The organism is Coxiella endosymbiont of Ornithodoros amblus, from assembly GCF_019425495.1.
Lineage (GTDB): Bacteria > Pseudomonadota > Gammaproteobacteria > Coxiellales > Coxiellaceae > Coxiella.
Window position 1 is genome coordinate 1 of sequence record NZ_VFIV01000010.1, and the last position, 21062, is coordinate 21062.

A 21062-nucleotide genomic window follows, 5' to 3' on the forward strand; every position below is an offset into this window, starting at 1 on the left:
TTAGCCTTTTAGCCGGGACTCCCGTGACTTCGGCTGTGAAAGCCCTCGATTCTTTGTCTGTCAGTAGACGGCCCACGCACGGGAACGACGGGGTCTAGTTTTAGTCTTTACCACTTGTGGGTAATAAATGGTCGTGGCTTATTGTGCTGGAGGTTATTGAAATTGTCTATATTTGCGAAGTTATCGTCTTATTCGACGCAGATCAAGGCAAATCATCGAGAATTTTATAAGCACCTGTTTGGAAAACACTCACGTAATGTTCATAAGTTAACTTACAGATAAAAACCTGGGAGCAGCCTAGAATCTTAATACACCGTCCAAAAAAAGTATAAAGATCCCAAAAGAAGGCCTACGATAGGCAAAGATATTTGCCTCCCGGGGGTCTTTTTTATGCCTCAATCGTATAGTTTTAATTCTCAGAGTGGTATAATTTAAGTCCGATATATTAAAGCAAATAGTTTCATGTGATGACTTGGCAGACCCCATCCCCTTCGAAGCCTGTGAGAGAGCTTGTCGAAACGGGGATTTGGAAAATATAGAAAAAATAAAGAATTCCTCTTTTCTGGAAACTTCTTTCAAAAACCCATCAATAAATTCTTAGCGTATAAGCATTTCGGAGTATACAGGCATCTAATGGATTCGGATGACCAGTTTAAAAAAGTTTGTGATGGATCATTTGATGGATTGTAGGAAGCGTATTCTCGATAACTATGAAAAATTTGTAATTTATTCCGCGAGCTGGTCATGAGCCCGTTATACTGCAGTAAACAACTTATTCCATTCAAGATAAACAGGGAGGTCAATCGAAACCGATATTGTAGATAAAATTTTTAAAGTTATAGACGATTAATTGTCAAAGACAAGAGATTGTAAAAAAATATCTGGAATCGATTGTGGAAATTCTTAAGCAGCCCTTTAATTTAGGACTTTTTTGGAGGGAGTGTTCAGCGTTACAATTTTTGGTATCCACTGGAAAGCTTAGTGAACGGTGTGCCTCCTTAAAATTATTAAATAAAAATGGGCGACTGCCTGCCAAAAATAAATCTACCAACTTAATTTAGCCTATTTGGAGGCCCAGAATTCTCGATGGGAAACTATAAAAAATGGTTATTGAGCACCGTCAAAGACCTTGAAGTGCTTGCTGACATCCATGGGCAAACGCTTTTTTTAAAGATATCATTACACTCCTATATCGATGATCCTACATTAAAATATTTATTGCAGCTCGATCAGAAGCGTCCTTTTCAAGGAGAAAAAACGAGAAATTTATTAATCGGGACGCGCCCTTAAAATCATTGCTGCTCATTCCACCCCGCCTAAGCAGATACTGATACAGAAATGAAGAGCTTGAACAGGCTATTATTTTTGGAAAACGGTAGCGATGTGAATCGCCAATTCGACATGATCGAGTTGATTTTTTGAAGTCAAAATTGAAAGATCTGTCCGTTGCAAAGGATGAAGAGTCAATACTAGGCCAACGCTGCCTAAAGAAATTAACGATTGGCTAAAAAAGCGGCTATAGAATGTAGAAATACAAAAGCTTGCATAACATTAATCAAATGATTTACGAACGTTACTCAATAGATTCTTTCCTCGGGAGAGGAGACTAAATCATTGTAGCTGAAACTTCAGCCGGAGAAAATCTTGTTTGGGAGGTTTTTAAAATACTCTGCCAGAATACGGATGGACGTCCTCAGGATTATTTACAGATGGAAATTTGGGCGGCTATCTGTGAAAAAATATCCCATGGAATATCGCACCCAGTTTGATCAACTTGTCCAGAAATTTATTTTTTGCCCAAGCACCCACATGACTTCCCTTCTTTAAAATTAGCCGAAGATTACTTTGATTTTCGTAGGAGTAGGAAAGTAGTAGTTCATTATTAGAGATAGAAATTGGCGTGTTGAGTTTGATTCGTTTTGCGAATTTTTGAGGATTGTTTCTAAATTTTTTGTTACGAGCGAGAAGCAAGATTCCTGCGGATTCTCCATTTTTTAAAATACTTTTATTCTCCAGTCGAATTTGAAACTTTAATGGCTGGAGAAGGTGAGAGCTGCTTTGGAACAATAGTAGCTATTCATCAGCAGTTCAATCGGAGTTGAGTTGGTTAAGATATTAGATCCTTTATCGGCTGGGATCTATTTTATGACGCTAACATTGAATGGTTTTTCAACTGCAAGCTAATAAAACGAGGGCAATAAGAGAGTCTGAGACTACTAGCTTAAATATAGCGGAAATAAAGCTTCCGATTCAGGGCTACCAAAGCCATCTCTTTTGATATAGTCCAACCATTATTGGATAACTATAATAAATTGGGGGATCAGGATCAGCAAAAAATTTCCGGTGTATTACAAGCGTTATTATTGCAATATGCTTGTCCAGAACTGGACGACATAAAAGAAGTGCTTATTAAAGTGGCTGAATATGAAAAAGGTATAAAACAAGCGTTGGAAAATCATTTACAAAAAGGAACAGGATATAAGCGCAAAAGTCTACCTCGAGTACCTAAAGCAGTCTCCACAATTGTCATTAGCAAATAAGCTTACCACTTCAAGCACAACCAAATAGATAAGAAGAAAAGAAAGGAAAATTGGCAGAGGGTAGTGTGTACCTTCCAGCCTGAAATAGTAAGTTCGTTAACTGCGCAAATTTTTCAGATGCTTTAAGAATTGAGAAGCCGACATTTCGCCGACGATGCGGGAGTTGGGGATTTCTTTGCCGTGAGGATCCAGGAAAAGAACTGTGGGGGGAGCGACCACGCCAAAATGTTTTTCTAGCAGCGTACTTCCATGATCATTGCGAGTAACGTCGGCCCGGAGTAGACGAAAGCTAGCTATCGCTTTTTGCACATTTTGGTTAGCGAAAGTAAATTGCTCCATTTGTTTGCAAGAAATACACCAATCAGCATAGAAATCAATCATCATCGATTGGCCTTTTGTCGTGGCAATTTTTAATTGATGCTCAACGTCAGGGAGTGTGTAAACGGCGGTGAAAGAAGGCCCTTTTCCTTTCTCTGGTAAAAATGCAAGGGAAACAGGACGTAGCGGGTTAGTGTTTCCTGAAAGGCCGCCGGTTGCCAGCACAATACCGTAGGCTAGAAGAAATAATCCGAAGGTTTTTCCGATTTTTTGCATTTTCGTTTGCGTAGTGGAGAGCGCGCCAAGAATAATGGCTGAGACAACAGCGAGGGCTTCCCAGAGAAACATCATTACCGTTCCCGGTAAGATGCGAGCTAAAAGCCAAACGGCGACAGCTAGCATCAAGACACCCAGGATGTGTCTGATGAGCGTCATCCATGGACCGGCCTTGGGTAAAACCATTTTCGGCTAAAAGCGCCGAGAAGTAACAACGGCGCGCCCATCCCGAGCCCCATCGTAAACAAAGCAATGCCCCCTAAGGATGCGTTGCCGGTATGGCTTATATAACCGAGGACTCCAACGAGGGCCGGCGTGATGCAAGGCGATAAAATAAGCGTGGATAAAGTACCCATTAACGCGGTTCCTAGATAAGTTCCGTGTTTTTGTCGATCGCTGGCTCGCGCGAGCCGTGTCTGCCATCGCTGCGGAAGTTGAAGGTCGTATAAGCCAAAAAGTGACAAGGCCATGACAATGAATAATAAGCTAAACAATCCAATAACCCAGGGATTTTGGAAGGTAGCTTGCACCATGCTCCCGATAAAACCGAAAATAACGCCAGCTATTGCGTAGGTGATTGCCATTCCCAGTACATATATCAAGGATAAACCAAAAGCGCGTTTATGGTATTTTTGCTGACCCACGATGATGCCGGATAACACCGAAATCATTGGCAGCACGCATGGTGTAAAAGAAAGCAGAAAACCAAAACCAAAAAAACTCAATAAAACAAAAAATAAATTCTTATGTGTCATAAGCTGGGTAACTCGATCTTGTTGGGTAATGGGCGGTGCTGCTTTGGGTCTAGGCGTTTTGCCGGGCGCAATATCGATCGCTAAAGGCACTACAGGGTGTATATAATTTCCAGCTAAATCAATAGCCACTGTTTTTGTGGTCGGGGGATAACAAAACCCTTTTTCGGAGCAGCCTTGATAATCGACCTTCAAATAAAGTATTTGATCCATTGCTTTAATCACTGGGACCGAAATCCTTAATTGGCCTTGATATACCAGCAATTTTCAAATGCCAGGATAGTCTTTGATAGTCTCAATGCGAGGCCAGAGGGGCTCCCCGAGATAATCGGCCGATCTAAGCGATGAAAAGTGAATGTGATTTCGGTACAGGTAAAAGCCTGGCTTGATGTTCCATAGGCCAATTACTGTCTGATAATCCTTAGCCATCGCACTAAATTGGAATGCCTCATCAATCGGCACAGGCTCCTCCGATGGCGCATAAATTGGAAGAAAAAGCAAAACCAAAAGAGTTATTAATGGACGAATCATCGACTTATCTAAACACACTTCGACAACAAAGTGAACAACTGGCGGGCTCTTTCACGTGTCATTCAATGACTGAGCCCTCGACTCTGGCGCGTAAAAAAGGTCGTTGCTGAGTGAGCAGTGGAAACATGGTGGTTATTTAAATAAATTTTATTCTAAATTTTTAGTATCCATCATCATAATAGCATCATGTCCAACATGGACATTAATACCCTGTTTCTTTCCAAGGGTGATTAGTTTTTTCTGGTGTTAGGTATATTCTGATAAAACCAACTGCCAAAATGCACAAAAATTAAATGACTTGTGTGAGTTTTAAAAAATTTAAAAATTAGGAATGCCGGTATGGGCCTAGATCTTTTTAGATTCTTCATGTCGTCGTATTCGTCTCCCTTTTTGAATAAAACTTTCTTCGGTAATCACCAGATATAAATTTTCTAATAAGTGATGGTATTCTTTAATTTAATCCAGATCATATCACCGGTATATAAGATTTCTCTTTCCCTTTTTTATTTAGATAAGCTTGTGAATTGACTTTTTGGCTATGATGAGTGGGAATGGGCATGATTTCATAGGAATCAAATGATTTTGGTTGGGTGAGCGCCTTAACTCATAAATTTTTCCTTTGAAATTTTTTGGGGCGAAGATGGGCGTGTCAATAGTATAATCCTTTTTAGGCTCGCGTACGAAGAAGGCATGGTCGGGATGTGAATGGGTAATCAATATGTATTTTGGCTGATGAGTTAAAAAGCTTCTTCTCCGAGATCAAAAAGAAAAACGTCATTCACCAATACACCTGAATGATGGGGGTGGTAAGGGGCAGAAGCCTCAATTCCCCCTCTCGTCCCTAAATTTTTATTTTTATAATTTAAAAATTATAGCTAAAAAATGGGAGAGGTGGCTTCGTTAACAAGATCTCAACATTTGGCGTAAAACAAACTGTAAAATCCCACCATGCTGGTAATAAACCAATTCATTTTGTGTATTGATACAACAATGCAATGGAATTTTCTCAATAGTTCCATTTTTTCGCTTAACTGTCATAATAACATCGCCTCCAGGCTTTAAATCATTTTCCAATCCGGTGATATCAATCACTTCGTTTCCTTCTAATTTTAAAGAATGACGATTATTGCCATTTTTGAATTCCAACGGCAACACACCCATACCGACTAAATTAGAACGATGGATACGCTCAAAACTTTCCGCCACCACCGCTTTAACGCCCAATAGACGCGGACCTTTGGCGGCCCAATCGCGCGAAGAACCGGTACCATATTCTTTACCCGCGATCACCACCAACGGAATATTCTCACTGCGATACTTCATCGCAGCGTCGTAAATGGAAAGCTGTTCCCCATCCGGAAAATGTTTTGTAAATCCGCCTTCCACCTTCGATAACGTCTCATTACGAATACGAATGTTGGCAAACGTCCCGCGCATCAATACTTCGTGATTACCGCGGCGAGAGCCATATGAATTAAAATCTTTAATGTCGATACCATGCTCAATTAAATATTTACCGGCCGGACTATCCGCTTTAATGGCGCCCGCGGGAGAAATATGATCAGTCGTTACACTGTCCCCTAAAATAGCTAAAATACGTGCGTCAATAATATTTCTTAAAGGCTTGGGTTTCGCACTCATGTTTTCAAAGAAAGGGGGATTTTTCACATAAGTGGAATTCGCTTGCCAACTGAAAGTATCTCCGGTAGACACATGAATACGCTGCCATTCTTCGTCTCCCTCGAGTATGTCGGCGTATTCTTTGTGGAACATATCATTGCGAACTTGCATCACCGTTTTTGCAATCTCTCCGTTCGATGGCCAGATATCGTTTAAAAAAATAGGTTCTCCACGATCGTTATGACCCAGCGGATCTTTAGTAAGATCAATGCGCGTTGTGCCAGCAAGGGCAAAAGCAACCACCAGCGGTGGTGATGCTAACCAATTCGTTTTAACTAACGGATGAATACGACCTTCAAAATTACGATTGCCGGATAAAACGGATGACACAATAAGATCATTTTCCGTCACCGTTTTAGCCACCGTCTTGAGCAAGGGTCCCGAATTGCCAATACAAGTTGTGCAGCCATAGCCGACGAGATAAAAGCCAAGCTTTTCAAGATAATTAATTAATCCTGTTTTATGCAAATAATCTGTAACCACTTTGGATCCTGGCGCTAGCGATGATTTAACCCAGGGTTTTCTTTGAAGCCCTTTTGCCACCGCGTTTTTTGCAAGCAAACCTGCGGCGAGCATTACGCTGGGATTGGAGGTATTCGTACAACTGGTGATGGCGGCGATCACGACATCACCATGATGAAGATCAAAATCTCCAGTACTTTGAAAAGAGTGATCGAGTTCTTGATCACGCCCAGCTGTCGCAATAACACCCTCGACGGTTTTCTTTAACTTCGCTAAGGGAACACGGTCTTGGGGGCGTTTTGGGCCAGCGAGACTTGGTTCGACGGTTGAAAGGTCAAGGGATAGCGTGTCTGAGAAAATAGGTTCGGGGGTATTTTCGTCGTGCCAAGTGCCTTGCGCTTTTGAATAAGCCTTGACGAGTTCGATCGCTTCAGCGTCTCGGCCGGTTAATTCTAAATATTTAATCGTTTCGGCATCGATAGGGAAAAGTCCGCAAGTGGCGCCATATTCAGGGGCCATGTTGCCGATAGTCGCTCGGTCAGCCAGAGAAAGCTCCGCTAAACCGGGGCCGTAGAATTCAACGAATTTTCCCACTACTCCCTTTTGACGCAGTATTTGAGTCACAGTTAAAACGAGGTCAGTGCCTGTAATGCCTTCGCGTAATTGACCAGAAAGATAAAAACCAATGACTTCAGGGATCAGCATGGAGATAGGCTGTCCTAGCATAGCAGCTTCGGCTTCGATGCCCCCGACGCCCCATCCCAAAACACCCAGTCCGTTGATCATGGTCGTGTGACTATCGGTTCCGACCAGCGTGTCGGGATAAGCAAACCACTCACTGTTTTGTTGGCTAGACCACACGCCGCGGCCGAGGTATTCCAAATTCACTTGATGGCAAATACCAGTGCCTGGCGGCACTAGTTGAAAGTGACGAAACGCTTGTTGTCCCCATTTCAAAAAGCTATATCGTTCGTGGTTGCGCTCCATTTCAATGTGTACGTTATCTCGAAGGGCCTCTTCGTTGCCGAATTCATCCACTTGTACGGAATGGTCGATGATAAGATCAATAGGGCAATGAGGGTTGATTTTGGTTGGATCCCCTTTCATGCGCGCCATCGCATCGCGCATCGCGGCTAAATCGACCACGGCGGGAACGCCGGTAAAATCTTGCATTAAGACTCGGGCGGGTCGATAAGCGATTTCACGATTGGAATGTTTATCTTTCAGCCAGTGAGCGAACGCTTCAATATGCGTTTGAGTGACTGTTTTTCCATCTTCATGTCGTAATTGGTTTTCCAATAAAATTTTGAGTGAGTAAGGAAGGCGATGAATGTTTGAAAGACCCGCGTTTTCCGCCGCTTTTAAACTATGGTAGTAGTAGGTTTTACTACCAGCAGTTAATTCACACCATGTTTTTAATGAATTCACCATCGTTACCTCGCAGCCAATTTTGGGCTTGAGCTTAACACATTCGAAAGTGCGACAGAAGTCGGTCGAGGCGCAGTTGGCCATGTTAATGACGAAAAAATTAAAAATCGCCCTTGAATTTTCATCGCCTGACCTTATATGAATTAATGATTGTCGCTCATGTTATTGAGCTTGGTAATTTTACAAATAAATGGAGAGGGTTAAATATGAAAATACGTCCATTACACGATCGAGTGGTGGTCCGTCGCCTTGAAGAAGAACGCACTTCTGCGGGCGGCATCGTCATCCCAGACTCTGCCGCAGAGAAACCTTCTCGGGGTGAAGTCATTTCAGTAGGTCCAGGTAAACCGTTGGATAACGGTGAGGTCCGTTCCTTGGATGTCAAAGTGGGCGACCAAATTTTGTTTGGCAAATACGCAGGCACCGAAGTCAAGCTGGCTGGAGACGAATATGTCGTCATGCGAGAAGATGACATTATGGGCCTGATTGAAAAATAACTGACAGAGGAAAGAGAGGTAAAAAATGGCTGCAAAAGTTTTAAAATTTTCCCACGAGGTATTACACGCAATGAGTCGTGGGGTGGAAGTTTTGGCCAACGCGGTAAAAGTGACGTTGGGACCAAAAGGTCGCAATGTCGTTTTGGATAAATCATTTGGCGCGCCAACTATTACTAAAGACGGCGTGAGCGTAGCTAAGGAAATTGAGTTGGAAGACAAATTTGAAAATATGGGCGCTCAAATGGTCAAAGAAGTAGCTTCGCGTACATCAGACGATGCGGGCGATGGTACTACGACAGCGACCGTATTGGCTCAAGCGATTTTGGTTGAAGGCATCAAAGCCGTTATTGCTGGAATGAACCCCATGGATTTGAAACGGGGTATTGATAAAGCCGTAGCGGCAGCGGTAGCTGAATTGAAGAAAATTTCCAAGCCTTGCAAAGACCAGAAAGCGATTGCGCAGGTAGGCACCATTTCCGCGAATTCGGATAAGTTGATTGGAGATATTATTGCGGAAGCGATGGAGAAAGTCGGCAAAGAAGGCGTAATAACGGTAGAAGATGGCTCTGGCCTTGAAAACGCCCTTGAAGTAGTTGAAGGTATGCAGTTCGATCGCGGTTACTTGTCCCCATACTTTATCAACAACCAACAAAACATGAGTGCGGAGCTTGAAAATCCGTTTATCTTATTGGTTGACAAGAAGATTTCTAATATTCGTGAACTCATTCCGTTGTTAGAAAGCGTAGCAAAGTCTGGTCGACCATTATTGGTGATTGCCGAAGATATCGAAGGCGAAGCTTTAGCGACATTAGTAGTTAATAATATTCGCGGTGTTGTTAAAGTCGCGGCTGTAAAAGCACCTGGTTTTGGCGATCGTCGTAAAGCAATGCTGCAAGATATTGCTGTTTTGACTGGCGGTAAGGTTATTTCTGAAGAAGTTGGATTGTCCATTGAAGCCGCTTCTTTGGATGATTTAGGTTCTGCTAAACGCGTTGTTGTCACTAAAGATGACGCCACCATTATTGATGGTTCTGGTGATACCAGTGACATTAAAAACCGCGTAGAGCAAATCCGAAAAGAAATAGAAAGTAGCTCGTCAGACTATGATAAAGAGAAATTACAAGAACGTCTGGCAAAATTAGCCGGTGGTGTCGCAGTTATTAAAGTGGGCGCTGCAACTGAAGTTGAAATGAAAGAGAAAAAAGCCCGCGTGGAAGATGCCTTGCATGCGACACGCGCAGCTGTCGAAGAAGGCGTTGTGCCGGGTGGTGGTGTTGCTTTAATCCGCGTTCTTAAATCGCTTGATTCAGTGGAAGTTGAGAATGAAGACCAACACGTTGGCGTGGAAATTGCTCGCCGTGCGATGGCCTACCCACTTTCTCAAATCGTGAAAAACACTGGTGTTCAAGCAGCCGTTGTTGCTGACAAGGTCTTGAATCATAAAGAGGTTAATTATGGTTATAACGCAGCGACGGGTGAATACGGTGACATGATTGAGATGGGTATTCTTGACCCAACTAAAGTGACCCGCACCGCCTTGCAAAACGCAGCTTCTATCGCTGGCCTTATGATTACTACCGAATGTATGGTAACAGAAGTTCCTAAGAAAAAAGAGGAGTTGATGCCTGGCGGTGGTGACATGGGTGGCATGGGAGGAATGGGCGGCATGATGTAAGCCTTGCACTCAGGAAAGTAAAAAACCCCGCAACTAGGCGGGGTTTTTTATAGCCCGTATGTAGCGAAGCGCAATACGGGCTGCTATGTATGAATGGCGAGGTATTTTCTTGGCATGAGCGCTCCTCTTCCCTTATAATCTCTAGCTATATGACAAGACAATCACCCCTTTACGAAGAACACGCTAAAGCGAAAGCCCACTTTGTCCATTTCGCCGGGTGGGAAATGCCTTTGTATTATGGATCACAAATTGAAGAACATCACCAAGTGCGCCAACGAGCGGGAATTTTTGATGTGTCTCACATGGGCGTTATTGACCTTGAGGGTGAAGGCGCTACTGCTTTTTTGCGTTATCTTTTAGCCAATGATGTTGCAAAACTCAGTCACGTCGGACGCGCTTTGTATACCTGTATGCTTAATATACAAGGCGGCATTATCGATGATCTTATTGTTTATCGAGTGGCACCGATGGGTTATCGGTTGGTAGTGAACGCTGCAACGCGAGATAAAGACATCGCTTGGATAAAAGAAAAAGGCGCTGGGTATAAGGTTTCAATTTCTGAACGCCCTGAAATGTGTATTCTTGCCGTTCAAGGCCCACAAGCCATCGCTGCGGCTAAATTCATTTTTGATGAAGTGCTGTATGCGCAATTGGAAGCCCTTAAACCTTTCCAATTTATTTCATCACCGGCGCAAGATTTGCAAATAGCCCGAACAGGTTACACGGGTGAAGATGGGCTTGAAATAATTGTCCCCGCCTCTCGAGCGACGGATCTTTGGGGGCTCTTCGTTCATCAGGGAGTGAAACCTTGTGGTTTAGCAGCACGCGATACCTTGCGCTTAGAAGCCGGTTTAAATTTATATGGGACAGATATGGACGAAACGACTTCTCCCTTAATTTCCAATCTCAGCTGGACGGTGTCCTGGAACTGGAACGACGTGGATCACGATTTTGTAGGTCGGCGCGCCTTGGAAAAACAATTAGACGAGAATCTCAAAGAACGGCTTATCGGTTTAGTGATGGAAGAACCAGGTGTATTACGCAATCAGCAAAAAGTTTGGTTGACAGAGGATGGGGAAGGAATAATTACCAGCGGCAGTTTTTCTCCTACATTGGGTCACGCCATTGCATTGGCTCGCGTACCTGTTGGAGAAGTGGAAAAAGCAACTGTGGAGCGTCGCGGTAAACAAATTCCTGTAAAAATAATTAAACCGCCCTTTGTTCGACGTGGTAAAAAAACATTTTGAGGAGAAGGCAATGGCAGAATTTCCAGCTGAGTTATATTACAGCAAAAACCACGAATGGCTGAGAAAAGAAAGCGGCGAAACTTTTACTGTTGGCATTACCGATCACGCTCAGGAGCAATTGGGTGATTTAGTATTTGTTGAATTACCCGAAATGAATATTCACGTAGACGCTGGTGATGAAGTGGTTGTAGTGGAATCGGTAAAGACAGCCGCCGAGGTTTATTCTCCCCTCAGCGGCAAAGTTATCGAAATTAACAACGCCTTGGAAAACGAACCAGCAATGGTGAATCATGATCCCTATGGGGATGGTTGGTTGTATCGTATAACCATTGATGACGAAAAGGAATTAAATGATTTATTAGATGCTGATGATTATCAAACTTTAATTGAAGCAGAATCTTAAAAATGCCTTTTATTCCCCACACGCCTGATGATGTCGAAAAAATGCTCGCTGCTATCGGCGCGAAAAGTATCGACCAATTATTTGATGAAATTCCTTCTGCCTTAGCTAATATCCAGCAAGTTCCAACAGGATTAAACGAAGCGGGGATCACTCGACTGATGGAGAAGCGTGAATCTAACAAACAAATATGTTTTATTGGCGCGGGCGCTTATGAGCATCACATTCCAGCAGCCGTTTGGGAAATCGCCACTCGCGGTGAGTTTTACACGGCTTATACCCCTTACCAAGCTGAAGCGAGTCAAGGCAGTTTACAATTAATTTATGAATATCAAACAATGATGGCGGAATTAATGGCCATGGAGGTTTCCAATGCCTCATTGTATGACGGAGCCAGTGCTCTTGCAGAAGCGGCTTTAATGGCTGTGCGCATTAAACGAGGGAAAGCACAACGTATTTTGGTCCCAGCGAGCGTCAATCTTTTTTATCACAAAGTTTTATCCTCAATTGTTGAGCAACAAAAAATTAATGTCGAAATAATTCCTTTTGACCCTACGATAGGTGTAGTTAATTTAGAATTGTTAAGGGCAGAAAATGCAGAGGGAGTAGCAGCCATTGTTATTCCTCAGCCTAATTTTTTTGGCTGCCTGGAAGCCGTCGATGCGTTAACGGATTGGGCCCACACGAACGATCTCTTAGTCATTGCCAGCGTTAATCCTATGGCCATGGCTTTGTTAAAGCCGCCAGGTCAATGGGGGCAAAAAGGGGCAGATATTGTTTGTGGCGAAGGACAGCCTCTTGGTGTGCCACTGGCTTCAGGCGGACCCTATTTCGGATTTATGTGTTGTAAAAAAGACTATGTTCGGCAGTTACCGGGAAGAATTGCAGGCAGGACTGTCGATAAAAAGGGGCGGGAAGGGTTTACGCTAACGTTACAAGCGCGAGAGCAACATATTCGCCGCTCAAAAGCGACATCTAATATTTGCACTAACCAAGGATTGGCTGTGGTTGCTGCAACTATTTATTTAAGCCTGTTAGGAGCAACGGGTTTGCGAGAGGTAGCGTTAGCTTCGCATACTCAATCACGCAATTTCTTTCAACGTTTGTCGGTAGTAAAAGGGGTGTCGCCCGTTTTTTCAAGTCCCATTTTTCATGAGTTTGTTGTTCGTTTAGAAAAACCTGTGGAAAAGGTTCTGGCCGTCATGGCCGAACAAGGCATTCAAGCAGGATTTTCATTGAAAAACCATTATCCGAAATTAGGTAATTGCTTATTAATTTGCGTTACCGATACAAAAACCGACGATGATTTAATGGATTATGAAAACGCCTTACGTTCCATTCAATAAAGAAAATAGCCCGTATGAAGTGAAATAAGGGAATAATTGCCTCTTTGTAAGAAGAAGAATTAAAAGGTAAAAATATAAATGCTCATTTTTGAAAAATCTCGAAAAAATAGGCGAACATTAGCGCACGCTATTGCAGATAAAATGGATTCTAGTGATATTCCTGCGAGTTTATTGCGTCGCGATACGCCCCACCTCCCCGAATTATCCGAGTTGGAAGTTGTCCGCCATTTTACGCGTTTATCCACGCAGAATTTTTCAATCGATACCCACTTTTACCCTTTAGGTTCCTGCACGATGAAATACAACTCCCGTGCCGCTAACCGTTTAGCTTCATTACCGGGTTATTTAAAACGTCATCCTTTATCTCCGGTTCCTCAGAGCCAGACTTTTTTACAATGTCTTTATGAGTTACAAACAATGCTAACCGAAATTACCGGGATGGAAAAAATTTCGTTGACATCAATGGCTGGCGCGCAAGGAGAATTCGCTGGTGTTGCCATGATTAAAGCTTATCACGAAAATCGCGGTGATTACGATCGTACTGAAATGATTGTGCCTGATGCGGCGCACGGTACCAACCCCGCTTCAGCGGCGATGTGCGGTTTCACCGTAAAGGAAATCTCTACCACTAAAGACGGCGACATCGACCTCGAAAAACTAAGGCAAATAGCAGGCACTAAAACAGCAGGTATTATGCTGACAAATCCTTCAACCTTAGGCGTGTTTGAAAGACAAATTTCAGAAGTTGCAAAAATCATTCACGATGCCGGCGGATTACTCTATTACGACGGCGCAAATCTAAATGCTATTTTAGGGAAATACCGTCCGGGCGATATGGGTTTTGACGTCATGCATTTAAATTTGCATAAGACCTTCGCCACGCCCCACGGTGGCGGTGGCCCCGGCGCAGGACCGGTAGCGGCTGGGCCCCGGCTTTCTGAATTTCTGCCCGTTCCCATGGTTGGGAAAAATAAAGAGGGTTACGATTGGTTAACGGAAAAAGAATGTCCTAAAACTATTGGGAGATTATCCGCCTTTATGGGAAACGCAGGTGTATTATTGCGTGCTTATATTTATTTACGCCTGCTCGGAAAAAAAGGTTTATCACGTATTGCTGAATTTTCCACCTTAAATGCTAATTATTTAATGAAACGATTAGAACAACTTGGATTCACGCTCGCTTTCCCCAACCGACGTGCTTCGCATGAATTTATTATTACCTTAAAACCATTAACCCGCGCTTACGGCGTAACGGCGCTTGACATTGCTAAACGCTTACTCGATTACGGTTTCCACGCACCAACGATTTATTTCCCACTATTAGTGCCAGAATGTTTATTGATTGAGCCTACTGAAACTGAGAGTAAAGAAACTTTAGATCATTTTATCGAAGCGATGGGAAAAATCCTGACAGAAATTAAAACCACCCCCGACCTATTGCGCAACGCACCTCACCAGCAACTCATTAACCGACTTGATGAAGTCAAAGCCGCGCGCGGATTAGATTTACGTTGGTATCCAATCGCTAAAGAAATGGAAATTTTTATACAATAATGGGTGCGGTTTTTTTAGAGCTCATATACGGTTATTGACATAACTTTTCCATCTTTATTTGACTTAGCGTTAATAATGGATAAAACCGCGGTTGCACATGATGTAAAAATGCCCGTTGTTCCCGTGCGTAGGCTGTCTACCGAAATAGAAAAGAATAGAACGCTTCACGGCTGAAGACATGGAAATCCAGGACAGCAGATGGGCTCGCGGGAAGGTGGTCAGAGTTAATTGGCAAAACGACTTAGAATTCGCCTTTTAACTTTAGGGCAGGTTAAATTTTAGAACAATCTCAATTTTCTCTAATGCGGCGGTTAAGAATTTTTTATTTTTGGCAATGGAATTTTAATTTTATATTTTGAATATAAAATTCTATGGTATGAACGGGTAAGGACAGCCGCCTAGCGATAGCCTTGTAACGTTGACCTTGTTAGCAAAATCGCAATTTCTAATTCACCATTTGTTAGAAACATCGGAGTATAATTTACCTATATAATATCGTTTTGTTGGTAAAAATTTCGGTCAATGTATTTTCTTAGATTCTTTATTCTTCTGGGTGCTTAATGTGTTTTCCTCTTCTTGTCTCCGGAGAAGCTCTTTTATCCAAAATGGAATTTATTGATATCGCTCATAACAGGAATCCTCTTTGTTTCCTATGTGGTCTTTTTCTTTTATCGCTGTTCTACTTCATGTTCAAAAACGATAATATGAGTAGTTAAGCGACGAATATTCTCTCAGCTGGCTCCAATACTTAATCGGTCTTCAAGAAACTCTTGAGCCATCCGTTTAATCAATGCCTTCCCTCTCAATAGATTTTCTTCTAATTCTACCTTATCCATTACAGTCTTCCTTTCTGGTTCATTTTCAATGATTCTTCGTCTCCTTTTAAGACCTTCTAATTATGATATTGTGATGACATCAGTAGGCCATCTGTGTGAGATTAGCCGGAGAGATTAACATTAATCAGGTAAATAAAGTATGTCGATTATCATATTTAGTTCTTTTGAAAATAATAATAATATGAGAATTAAGCAAGATTGATTTAGGTGTATATTTATGACGCTAGCTCTTATTTTTCACCTAATTTTCGAATTATCTGTTTCAAACATAATTGCTTTTAGAAACTATCAAACTTTAGATTTTTCAAATTCGATATAAACTGGTAACCATCTCTGGGCATGCTATCTATATATTTTCAATGCAATGAAAGTTTGCTAAAAAAAAGAATTTACTGATACACGGTCTTTTGGGTGTAAAAGGGTAATGGTACAAAATGATGTTAACCCTTTGTCAAAGGCGTTTTAATGTCGTCGCACCAGATTTAGCCGGATATGGGAAAAATCAGGGCTTTCCTCTTGAACCAAGAAGTCAATTTTCTGAATCGCTTTGCTTACCGATTGAACATGTATATCTTTAAATATTGCAGCCAATTCAATGAGAGGAACGATTGCCGCACTCTACACAGAAAAATATCCAGCTCAAGTTCATTCATTAGCTTTTATTGGTGCCCTATTCGGCCTACTTGATCCCTTCTCTCTTCTGTGTCAGATAATAAAACGAATTAATACGAATCCTTGCATGCCCTTAATTTCCGATGAATTTCATGAGGAAATGAAATTGCTTTTCTATGAAGCTTACCCGGTGAAGTTAGAAAGGAGAAGTTATTTACTGAAATTTTACAGATCTTATAAAGAACGCTTACAAAGAATTACTAAAATTGTTTTTGCAGATGCCACTATCCTGGAAAATTCGCTTAAAATTTCAGTACCAACCCTAATTATTTGGGGAAAACAGGATCATCTTTTAAGTGTGAAATCCGCATCTCCGCTGCGCGCTAATAATTAAAGATAGTAGGCTTGTAATTTTAGAGAATAGCGAATATTTGTTGCCGCTTGAAAAACCGACCATTGGGCGTCAATTTATTTAAATTTTCTTCAGGGTGTGCTTATATGCCTCTGAATCCAGAAGCTAAAGAGTTTCTAAAAAGACACACTGAATCCAGGATGGATATTAATAAACTTACTATTATTGAGGCTCATGAGCTTTAAAAAAGCTATATTGTTTCTCTAAGCATCTTAAAAATACGTGTCAGCTAAGGGAAGCCGTTATAGAAATCGATGAGGGGGGTTATTTCTATTTTATACTCCGATGCACCAGTCCAAAGTGGTGATTCTTTTTTTAGGAGGTGGTTTTGTCTTAGACACGTTGGATGGATATGATCACGATTGCAGAAAACTAAGCGCTGTATCAGAATGCACAATTATTGCATAGGCTATCGATTAGCACCCAACCATAAATTTTTCGCGGCTTTAGAAGATTGCCTGAAAGCTATGTGTTGAGTTCAGCCTAATATATCTCACGATTTAAACCTCAGTACGGACGATTGGTTGTTTATATAGTGCGGGTCGTAATTTTAGCTGCGTTAAAAAAGGCTTATATTGCAGCGAAGTCCACCTTTTAGCATTGATCTCCAAATTCTGATTTATCCTATACTTGATTTTACTTGTGCTACCCTTTCGCACCAATTTTATGAGGAAGATTATACTTTGATTCAGAACACATTACAGTGATGTTATGCGGCACTGTATGAGTCCTAAAAAAATCGATCAGATCCGCAGCTCTCGCCCATTTTTCACGAAGATTTTAACGATCTACTACCAACTTTCATTTTAGCTGCTGAGTTTGACGTTCTTAAAGATGAAGTGTGTTTGTATGCACAGAAATTAAAAAAAGTAGACGTACCAGTAAGGTTCAATGAATGCGAGGGCATGATTCATGGTTTTATAAGTCTATCAAATAGCATAAGTGTAGGTTTTAAAGCGCTTCAAGATATCGAAAAGGAAATTGAGAAATTATTGAATAAAGAGTTTTAAGCATTTGTGCTTAAGACAGTTTTTTTAACGATTTCCAGCACAAATAATTGTGCGTGTGCCCGACAGTTAAATTTTCCTTCAAACGGTCAATTAGATTTTTTTATGCTTCCCTCTGTAATAGCTAAGAGCTTGGATACTTCACAAACAGTAAAATCAAGTTTCATGAAGTGAAGGATATCATACTCACGCTTTGTTAAAGCATCCTGATTTATGGAATCTTATTGCTTACCTCAAAGGAAGCAGTCTTTTTGTCGTTATAGTGTGGTATTAAATAATTAATGTCGTTAAGAAAATTTTTTCAAAATCAAGTAGTTTAATAATTCTAGTATTTACTAATTTACTAAAAGATGAGAGAGACCTTTCTCTAATAAATTGGAGCTATAAGAATTGGAGTCACAATAGTCGTGTCACTTTTCTGGATAAAACTAACTCTCAGAGGGATTTTGAATTTCTTTGTTCTAACTTCATGCATTTCTCGTTCCATCTTTTCATATATTCCATCACTACACGTCCAAATGTCTTGGGCGAACTCCTTATTTGTAACAAAAGTATCATATTTAGCATATTTAGTTACATATTCTAAGCCACGTTATTGATCAGTGGTTAATTTAAAATAACGTCCGTCAGTAAATCGTCTTGCGAAATGAAAAAAAGTGATTCCAACATTCTCACGAAGGTGTTTTAGAACTTCATCCATTTTTCTGAATGAATATAAGAAGATAGTAGCCTTGATCCAATCGTAAAGGCTCATGATTAGCTTCCTTATTTTTAAAAGCCTAACGATTAAAACCGCATCATTTGCAAAGGCTATGAGCATTTCTACTAAGAGGGTACTTTAAACCAATTACTCTAAGACGCAGACTATACTTTTTCCTTGTTTTCGGCCTATAAAATTTTTTCTAACCCATAAACCAAATAATCCAACTCCATCACCTTACGACAAGCTAGGAAAATTCCTGGCATGGTGCAATTGCGATCCATGCCGTCGTGGCGGATGGTGAGTGTTTCTCCATTGCTGCCGAAGATCACAGATTGATGGGAGAATAAACCGGGGAGGCGTATGGAGTGGATGGGGATACCGTTTTTTATTTCGCCGCGAGCGTGGTCTTTAAAAGGTTCCTCTTTTTTTGAAGGTCGCATTTCGCCTATCATCTGCGCGGTTTTGATGGCTGTTCCTGAGGGGGCATCAATTTTTTGGGAATGATGCATTTCAATAATTTCTACGTCGGGAAAATAGCCCGCTGTTTCTTTTGCGTATTTCATCATTAACACCGCACCGACAGAAAAATTAGGAGCCACAATTGCGCCGAGCTTTTTATTACGGCATCGTTTATCTAAAAGAGCGATTTGTTCTAACGTCAGTCCCGTCGTGCCAATAACAGGTCTTGCCCCGGATTGAACAATAATTTCGGCGTTGTGAAATACCGATTGAGGCGTTGTGAAATCGATGACAACATCCGCATGAGTGGTTTGAATAGTTTTCACTAAATCGTTTTGGCGACCGGTTCCAGACACTAGTTCAAAATCAGGTTGGGCCGTGATGTTTTCTTTTACCAACCGGCCCATTTTGCCATTAATTCCATTAATAATAACGTTAATGGTCATGTTAGGACTTGAAGTTTTTCATCACAAAATCCCAATTGACCACTTGCCAAAAATTATTAACGTATTTGGGGCGGTCGTTCCTGGTATCGATGTAATAGGCGTGTTCCCAAACATCACAAGTCATTAGTGGTTTTTTGCCTTCAGTCATGGGATTTTGAGCGTTGACAGTGCTTAAGACTTCTAATTTGCCATTTTTATCTTTAACGAGCCAAGCCCATCCCGAGCCGAAATGATTATTTGCGGAGTTGGTAAAAAGCGATTTAAATTTGTCTAAAGATCCAAAAGTTTTGTCAATAGCTGAAGCTAATTCACCAGAGGGATCTTCAGCGCTATCAGGGCTCATACAGTGCCAATAAAATGTATGGTTCCAATGTTGTGCTGCATTATTGAAGATTCCGCCATCGGATTTTCGAATAATTTCTTCCAGAGATTCCTTTTCAAAAGGGGTGCCTTTGATAAGTTTGTTGAGTTTATTGACATAAGCTCTATGGTGTTTTCCGTGGTGATATTCGAGCGTTTCTTGAGAGATATGCGGTTCCAGTACATTGAGTTTGTAGGGCAAATCCGGTAATTCAAAAGCCATTAGAGGTTCCTCCTTTTTTCATTTATCTTGACTTTCGCACAATACCCGATTATAGGTTGAATTTCTATAGATTTTCAGAGAGATGTTTGGGTGCTTATTTTAAGTGTCGGGGGGTGTTTTCTTCTTGATGCTATCCAAGGTATTTTTCTGAAAGGCTTATTTAACAATCCTTTAGTATAGCACTAAATTAGTGCTATTTTGAAATTCGGAGGTTATTATGGCTGTTTTAGTAGGCCGGGAAGCGCCTGACTTTACGGTCCCAGCGGTTTTGGCTAATGGTGATATCGTAGAAAATTTTAATTTAGCAGAGGCTATCCAGAATAAATACGGGTTAGTATTTTTCTATCCTCTTGATTTTACATTTGTTTGCCCGTCGGAATTAATTGCTTTAGATAAAACAATTGCAGACTTTCAAAAGCGCAGAGTGGAAGTGATTGGCGTTTCCATTGATTCCCAGTTTACCCATAATGCTTGGCGTAATACCACTATTGAAAAAGGAGGCATCGGTCCGGTGCGTTATCCATTGGCTTCTGACGTTACCCATAGTATTTGCCGTAGTTACGGGGTTGAACACGTGGGTGGTGTTGCTTTACGCGGCGTATTTTTAATTGATAAACAGCGTATTGTGCGTTCGCAAATCGTGAACGATTTGCCACTTGGACGTAGCATCCCCGAGCTTCTGCGTTTGGTCGATGCGTTACAATTTACGGAGGAGCACGGCGAAGTCTGCCCGGCTAACTGGAAGAAAGGTGATCCCGCTATGCAAGCCTCTCCAGACGGAGTTGCTAAATATTTAGCGGAAAACGCTGACAACTTATAATTATCACTTAAATAAAAGCAGAAACGGCGATAGAAATACTGTTGCCGTTTTTTAATTTTGTTGTACTTGTTCTGGTATTTTTTCTAAATGGAGAGAACATCATGCCAAAAACAAGCTCAGAAAGAGAAGTTGTTGCTTTAAGGAGGCAATTAAAGGTTTATGAAAAGGAGATGGAAAAGTTACAGAATCTTTATCAACGAGAAATTGAAAAAGTAGTCAGGAGTGCTTATGAAATGGGTTTGTTGGAAGCGGGAACCAGCACTGTTAAGGGTTCAGTCTTAATAAAGAATTCAAGCGAAAAAGGTGCCCTGAAAAAATCCAAGAAACAGATGTGAAAAAGAATCGCATTAAAAAGTTCTTTAGGATCCTTACAAGAAGCATCGGCTTCATCGATAGAAATGGAAGCGCCGGCAGCGATGACTGTTCCCGAACGGTAGAGAATTAATCTTCTAAGACAAGCTCTTGGTAATACCGGGAG

Annotated in this window: 15 protein-coding genes and 5 pseudogenes; 13 read left to right on the forward strand and 7 right to left on the reverse strand. The window is 41.4% G+C overall.

The genetic code is table 11. The annotated features are described in order from the left end of the window. The first annotated feature begins 1086 nt into the window (after positions 1-1086). Positions 1087-1290 carry a hypothetical protein gene (locus FIV31_RS02380; protein WP_280123672.1) on the forward strand — a complete coding sequence of 68 codons (204 nt, stop codon included), beginning with the start codon at positions 1087-1089 and terminating at the stop codon, positions 1288-1290. 196 nt (positions 1291-1486) lie between these two features. Next, positions 1487-2572, forward strand: a pseudogene (locus FIV31_RS08435) (Dot/Icm T4SS effector CetCb6); the annotation flags it as partial. 64 nt (positions 2573-2636) lie between these two features. Here the strand turns inward: FIV31_RS08435 and FIV31_RS02390 are convergent. From FIV31_RS02390 to FIV31_RS02400, 3 genes and pseudogenes are all read right to left on the reverse strand, one after another. After that, positions 2637-3293 carry a thioredoxin family protein gene (locus FIV31_RS02390; protein ID WP_280123674.1) on the reverse strand — a complete coding sequence of 219 codons (657 nt, stop codon included), beginning with the start codon at positions 3291-3293 and terminating at the stop codon, positions 2637-2639. Further along, complete coding sequence (locus FIV31_RS02395; RefSeq protein ID WP_341873959.1) at positions 3290-3889, reverse strand: cytochrome c biogenesis protein CcdA; 600 nt, start codon at positions 3887-3889, stop codon at positions 3290-3292. Before FIV31_RS02395 ends, FIV31_RS02390 begins: the two co-directional genes overlap by 4 nt. A 180-nt stretch (positions 3890-4069) precedes the next feature. Next, positions 4070-4417 (reverse strand): annotated as a pseudogene (locus tag FIV31_RS02400) (protein-disulfide reductase DsbD N-terminal domain-containing protein); the annotation flags it as partial. Here FIV31_RS02400 and FIV31_RS02405 point away from each other — a divergent pair. Beyond that, the gene (locus FIV31_RS02405) at positions 4360-4527 is read left to right on the forward strand and encodes a hypothetical protein (RefSeq protein ID WP_280123675.1); all 168 of its coding nucleotides are present in this window, start codon (positions 4360-4362) and stop codon (positions 4525-4527) included. The pseudogene FIV31_RS02400 and the gene FIV31_RS02405 sit on opposite strands and share 58 nt — an antisense overlap. 37 nt (positions 4528-4564) lie before the next feature. Here FIV31_RS02405 and FIV31_RS02410 read toward each other — a convergent pair. Continuing rightward, positions 4565-5244: pseudogene (locus FIV31_RS02410) on the reverse strand (MBL fold metallo-hydrolase). 73 nt (positions 5245-5317) lie between these two features. Further along, positions 5318-8071, reverse strand: a complete 2754-nt coding sequence (gene acnA / locus FIV31_RS02415) for an aconitate hydratase AcnA (RefSeq protein ID WP_280123676.1) — start codon at positions 8069-8071, stop codon at positions 5318-5320. A gap of 122 nt (positions 8072-8193) precedes the next feature. Here acnA and FIV31_RS02420 point away from each other — a divergent pair, with 122 nt between their 5' ends. The 8 genes and pseudogenes from FIV31_RS02420 to FIV31_RS08440 all read left to right on the forward strand — a co-directional run. After that, the gene (locus tag FIV31_RS02420) at positions 8194-8484 is read left to right on the forward strand and encodes a co-chaperone GroES (RefSeq protein WP_267257114.1); all 291 of its coding nucleotides are present in this window, start codon (positions 8194-8196) and stop codon (positions 8482-8484) included. Between the two features lie 25 nt (positions 8485-8509). Further along, positions 8510-10159: a chaperonin GroEL gene (gene groL / locus FIV31_RS02425; protein ID WP_280123677.1), complete on the forward strand. Its 1650-nt coding sequence runs from the start codon at positions 8510-8512 to the stop codon at positions 10157-10159. A 149-nt stretch (positions 10160-10308) separates the two neighbouring features. Beyond that, positions 10309-11406 (forward strand): glycine cleavage system aminomethyltransferase GcvT, encoded by a 1098-nt coding sequence (gene gcvT / locus FIV31_RS02430; RefSeq protein WP_482765962.1) that lies wholly within the window; start codon positions 10309-10311, stop codon positions 11404-11406. A gap of 10 nt (positions 11407-11416) precedes the next feature. Further along, positions 11417-11809 (forward strand): glycine cleavage system protein GcvH, encoded by a 393-nt coding sequence (gene gcvH, locus FIV31_RS02435; RefSeq protein WP_280123679.1) that lies wholly within the window; start codon positions 11417-11419, stop codon positions 11807-11809. 2 nt (positions 11810-11811) lie between these two features. Next, positions 11812-13152 (forward strand): aminomethyl-transferring glycine dehydrogenase subunit GcvPA, encoded by a 1341-nt coding sequence (gene gcvPA, locus FIV31_RS02440; protein WP_280123680.1) that lies wholly within the window; start codon positions 11812-11814, stop codon positions 13150-13152. Positions 13153-13230: 78 nt separating this feature from the next. After that, positions 13231-14706: an aminomethyl-transferring glycine dehydrogenase subunit GcvPB gene (gene gcvPB / locus FIV31_RS02445; protein ID WP_280123681.1), complete on the forward strand. Its 1476-nt coding sequence runs from the start codon at positions 13231-13233 to the stop codon at positions 14704-14706. A 1416-nt stretch (positions 14707-16122) separates the two neighbouring features. Next, positions 16123-16548: a serine aminopeptidase domain-containing protein gene (locus tag FIV31_RS02450; RefSeq protein WP_280123690.1), complete on the forward strand. Its 426-nt coding sequence runs from the start codon at positions 16123-16125 to the stop codon at positions 16546-16548. Between the two features lie 767 nt (positions 16549-17315). Further along, positions 17316-17576, forward strand: a pseudogene (locus FIV31_RS08440) (alpha/beta hydrolase fold domain-containing protein); the annotation flags it as partial. 885 nt (positions 17577-18461) lie between these two features. Here the strand turns inward: FIV31_RS08440 and dapB are convergent. Together dapB and FIV31_RS02460 are read right to left on the reverse strand one after the other, a co-directional pair. Then, the gene (dapB, locus tag FIV31_RS02455; RefSeq protein ID WP_280123682.1) at positions 18462-19181 is read right to left on the reverse strand and encodes a 4-hydroxy-tetrahydrodipicolinate reductase; all 720 of its coding nucleotides are present in this window, start codon (positions 19179-19181) and stop codon (positions 18462-18464) included. Between the two features lies 1 nt (position 19182). Then, positions 19183-19764, reverse strand: coding sequence for a superoxide dismutase (locus FIV31_RS02460; protein ID WP_280123683.1), 582 nt, complete (start codon positions 19762-19764; stop codon positions 19183-19185). Positions 19765-19981: 217 nt separating this feature from the next. On the opposite strand from FIV31_RS02460, the gene FIV31_RS02465 reads away from it, so the two are divergent. Further along, positions 19982-20584: a peroxiredoxin gene (locus FIV31_RS02465; RefSeq protein ID WP_280123684.1), complete on the forward strand. Its 603-nt coding sequence runs from the start codon at positions 19982-19984 to the stop codon at positions 20582-20584. Positions 20585-20641: 57 nt separating this feature from the next. Then, a pseudogene (locus FIV31_RS02470) lies at positions 20642-21021 on the forward strand (hypothetical protein). The last annotated feature ends 41 nt before the right edge of the window (positions 21022-21062 follow it).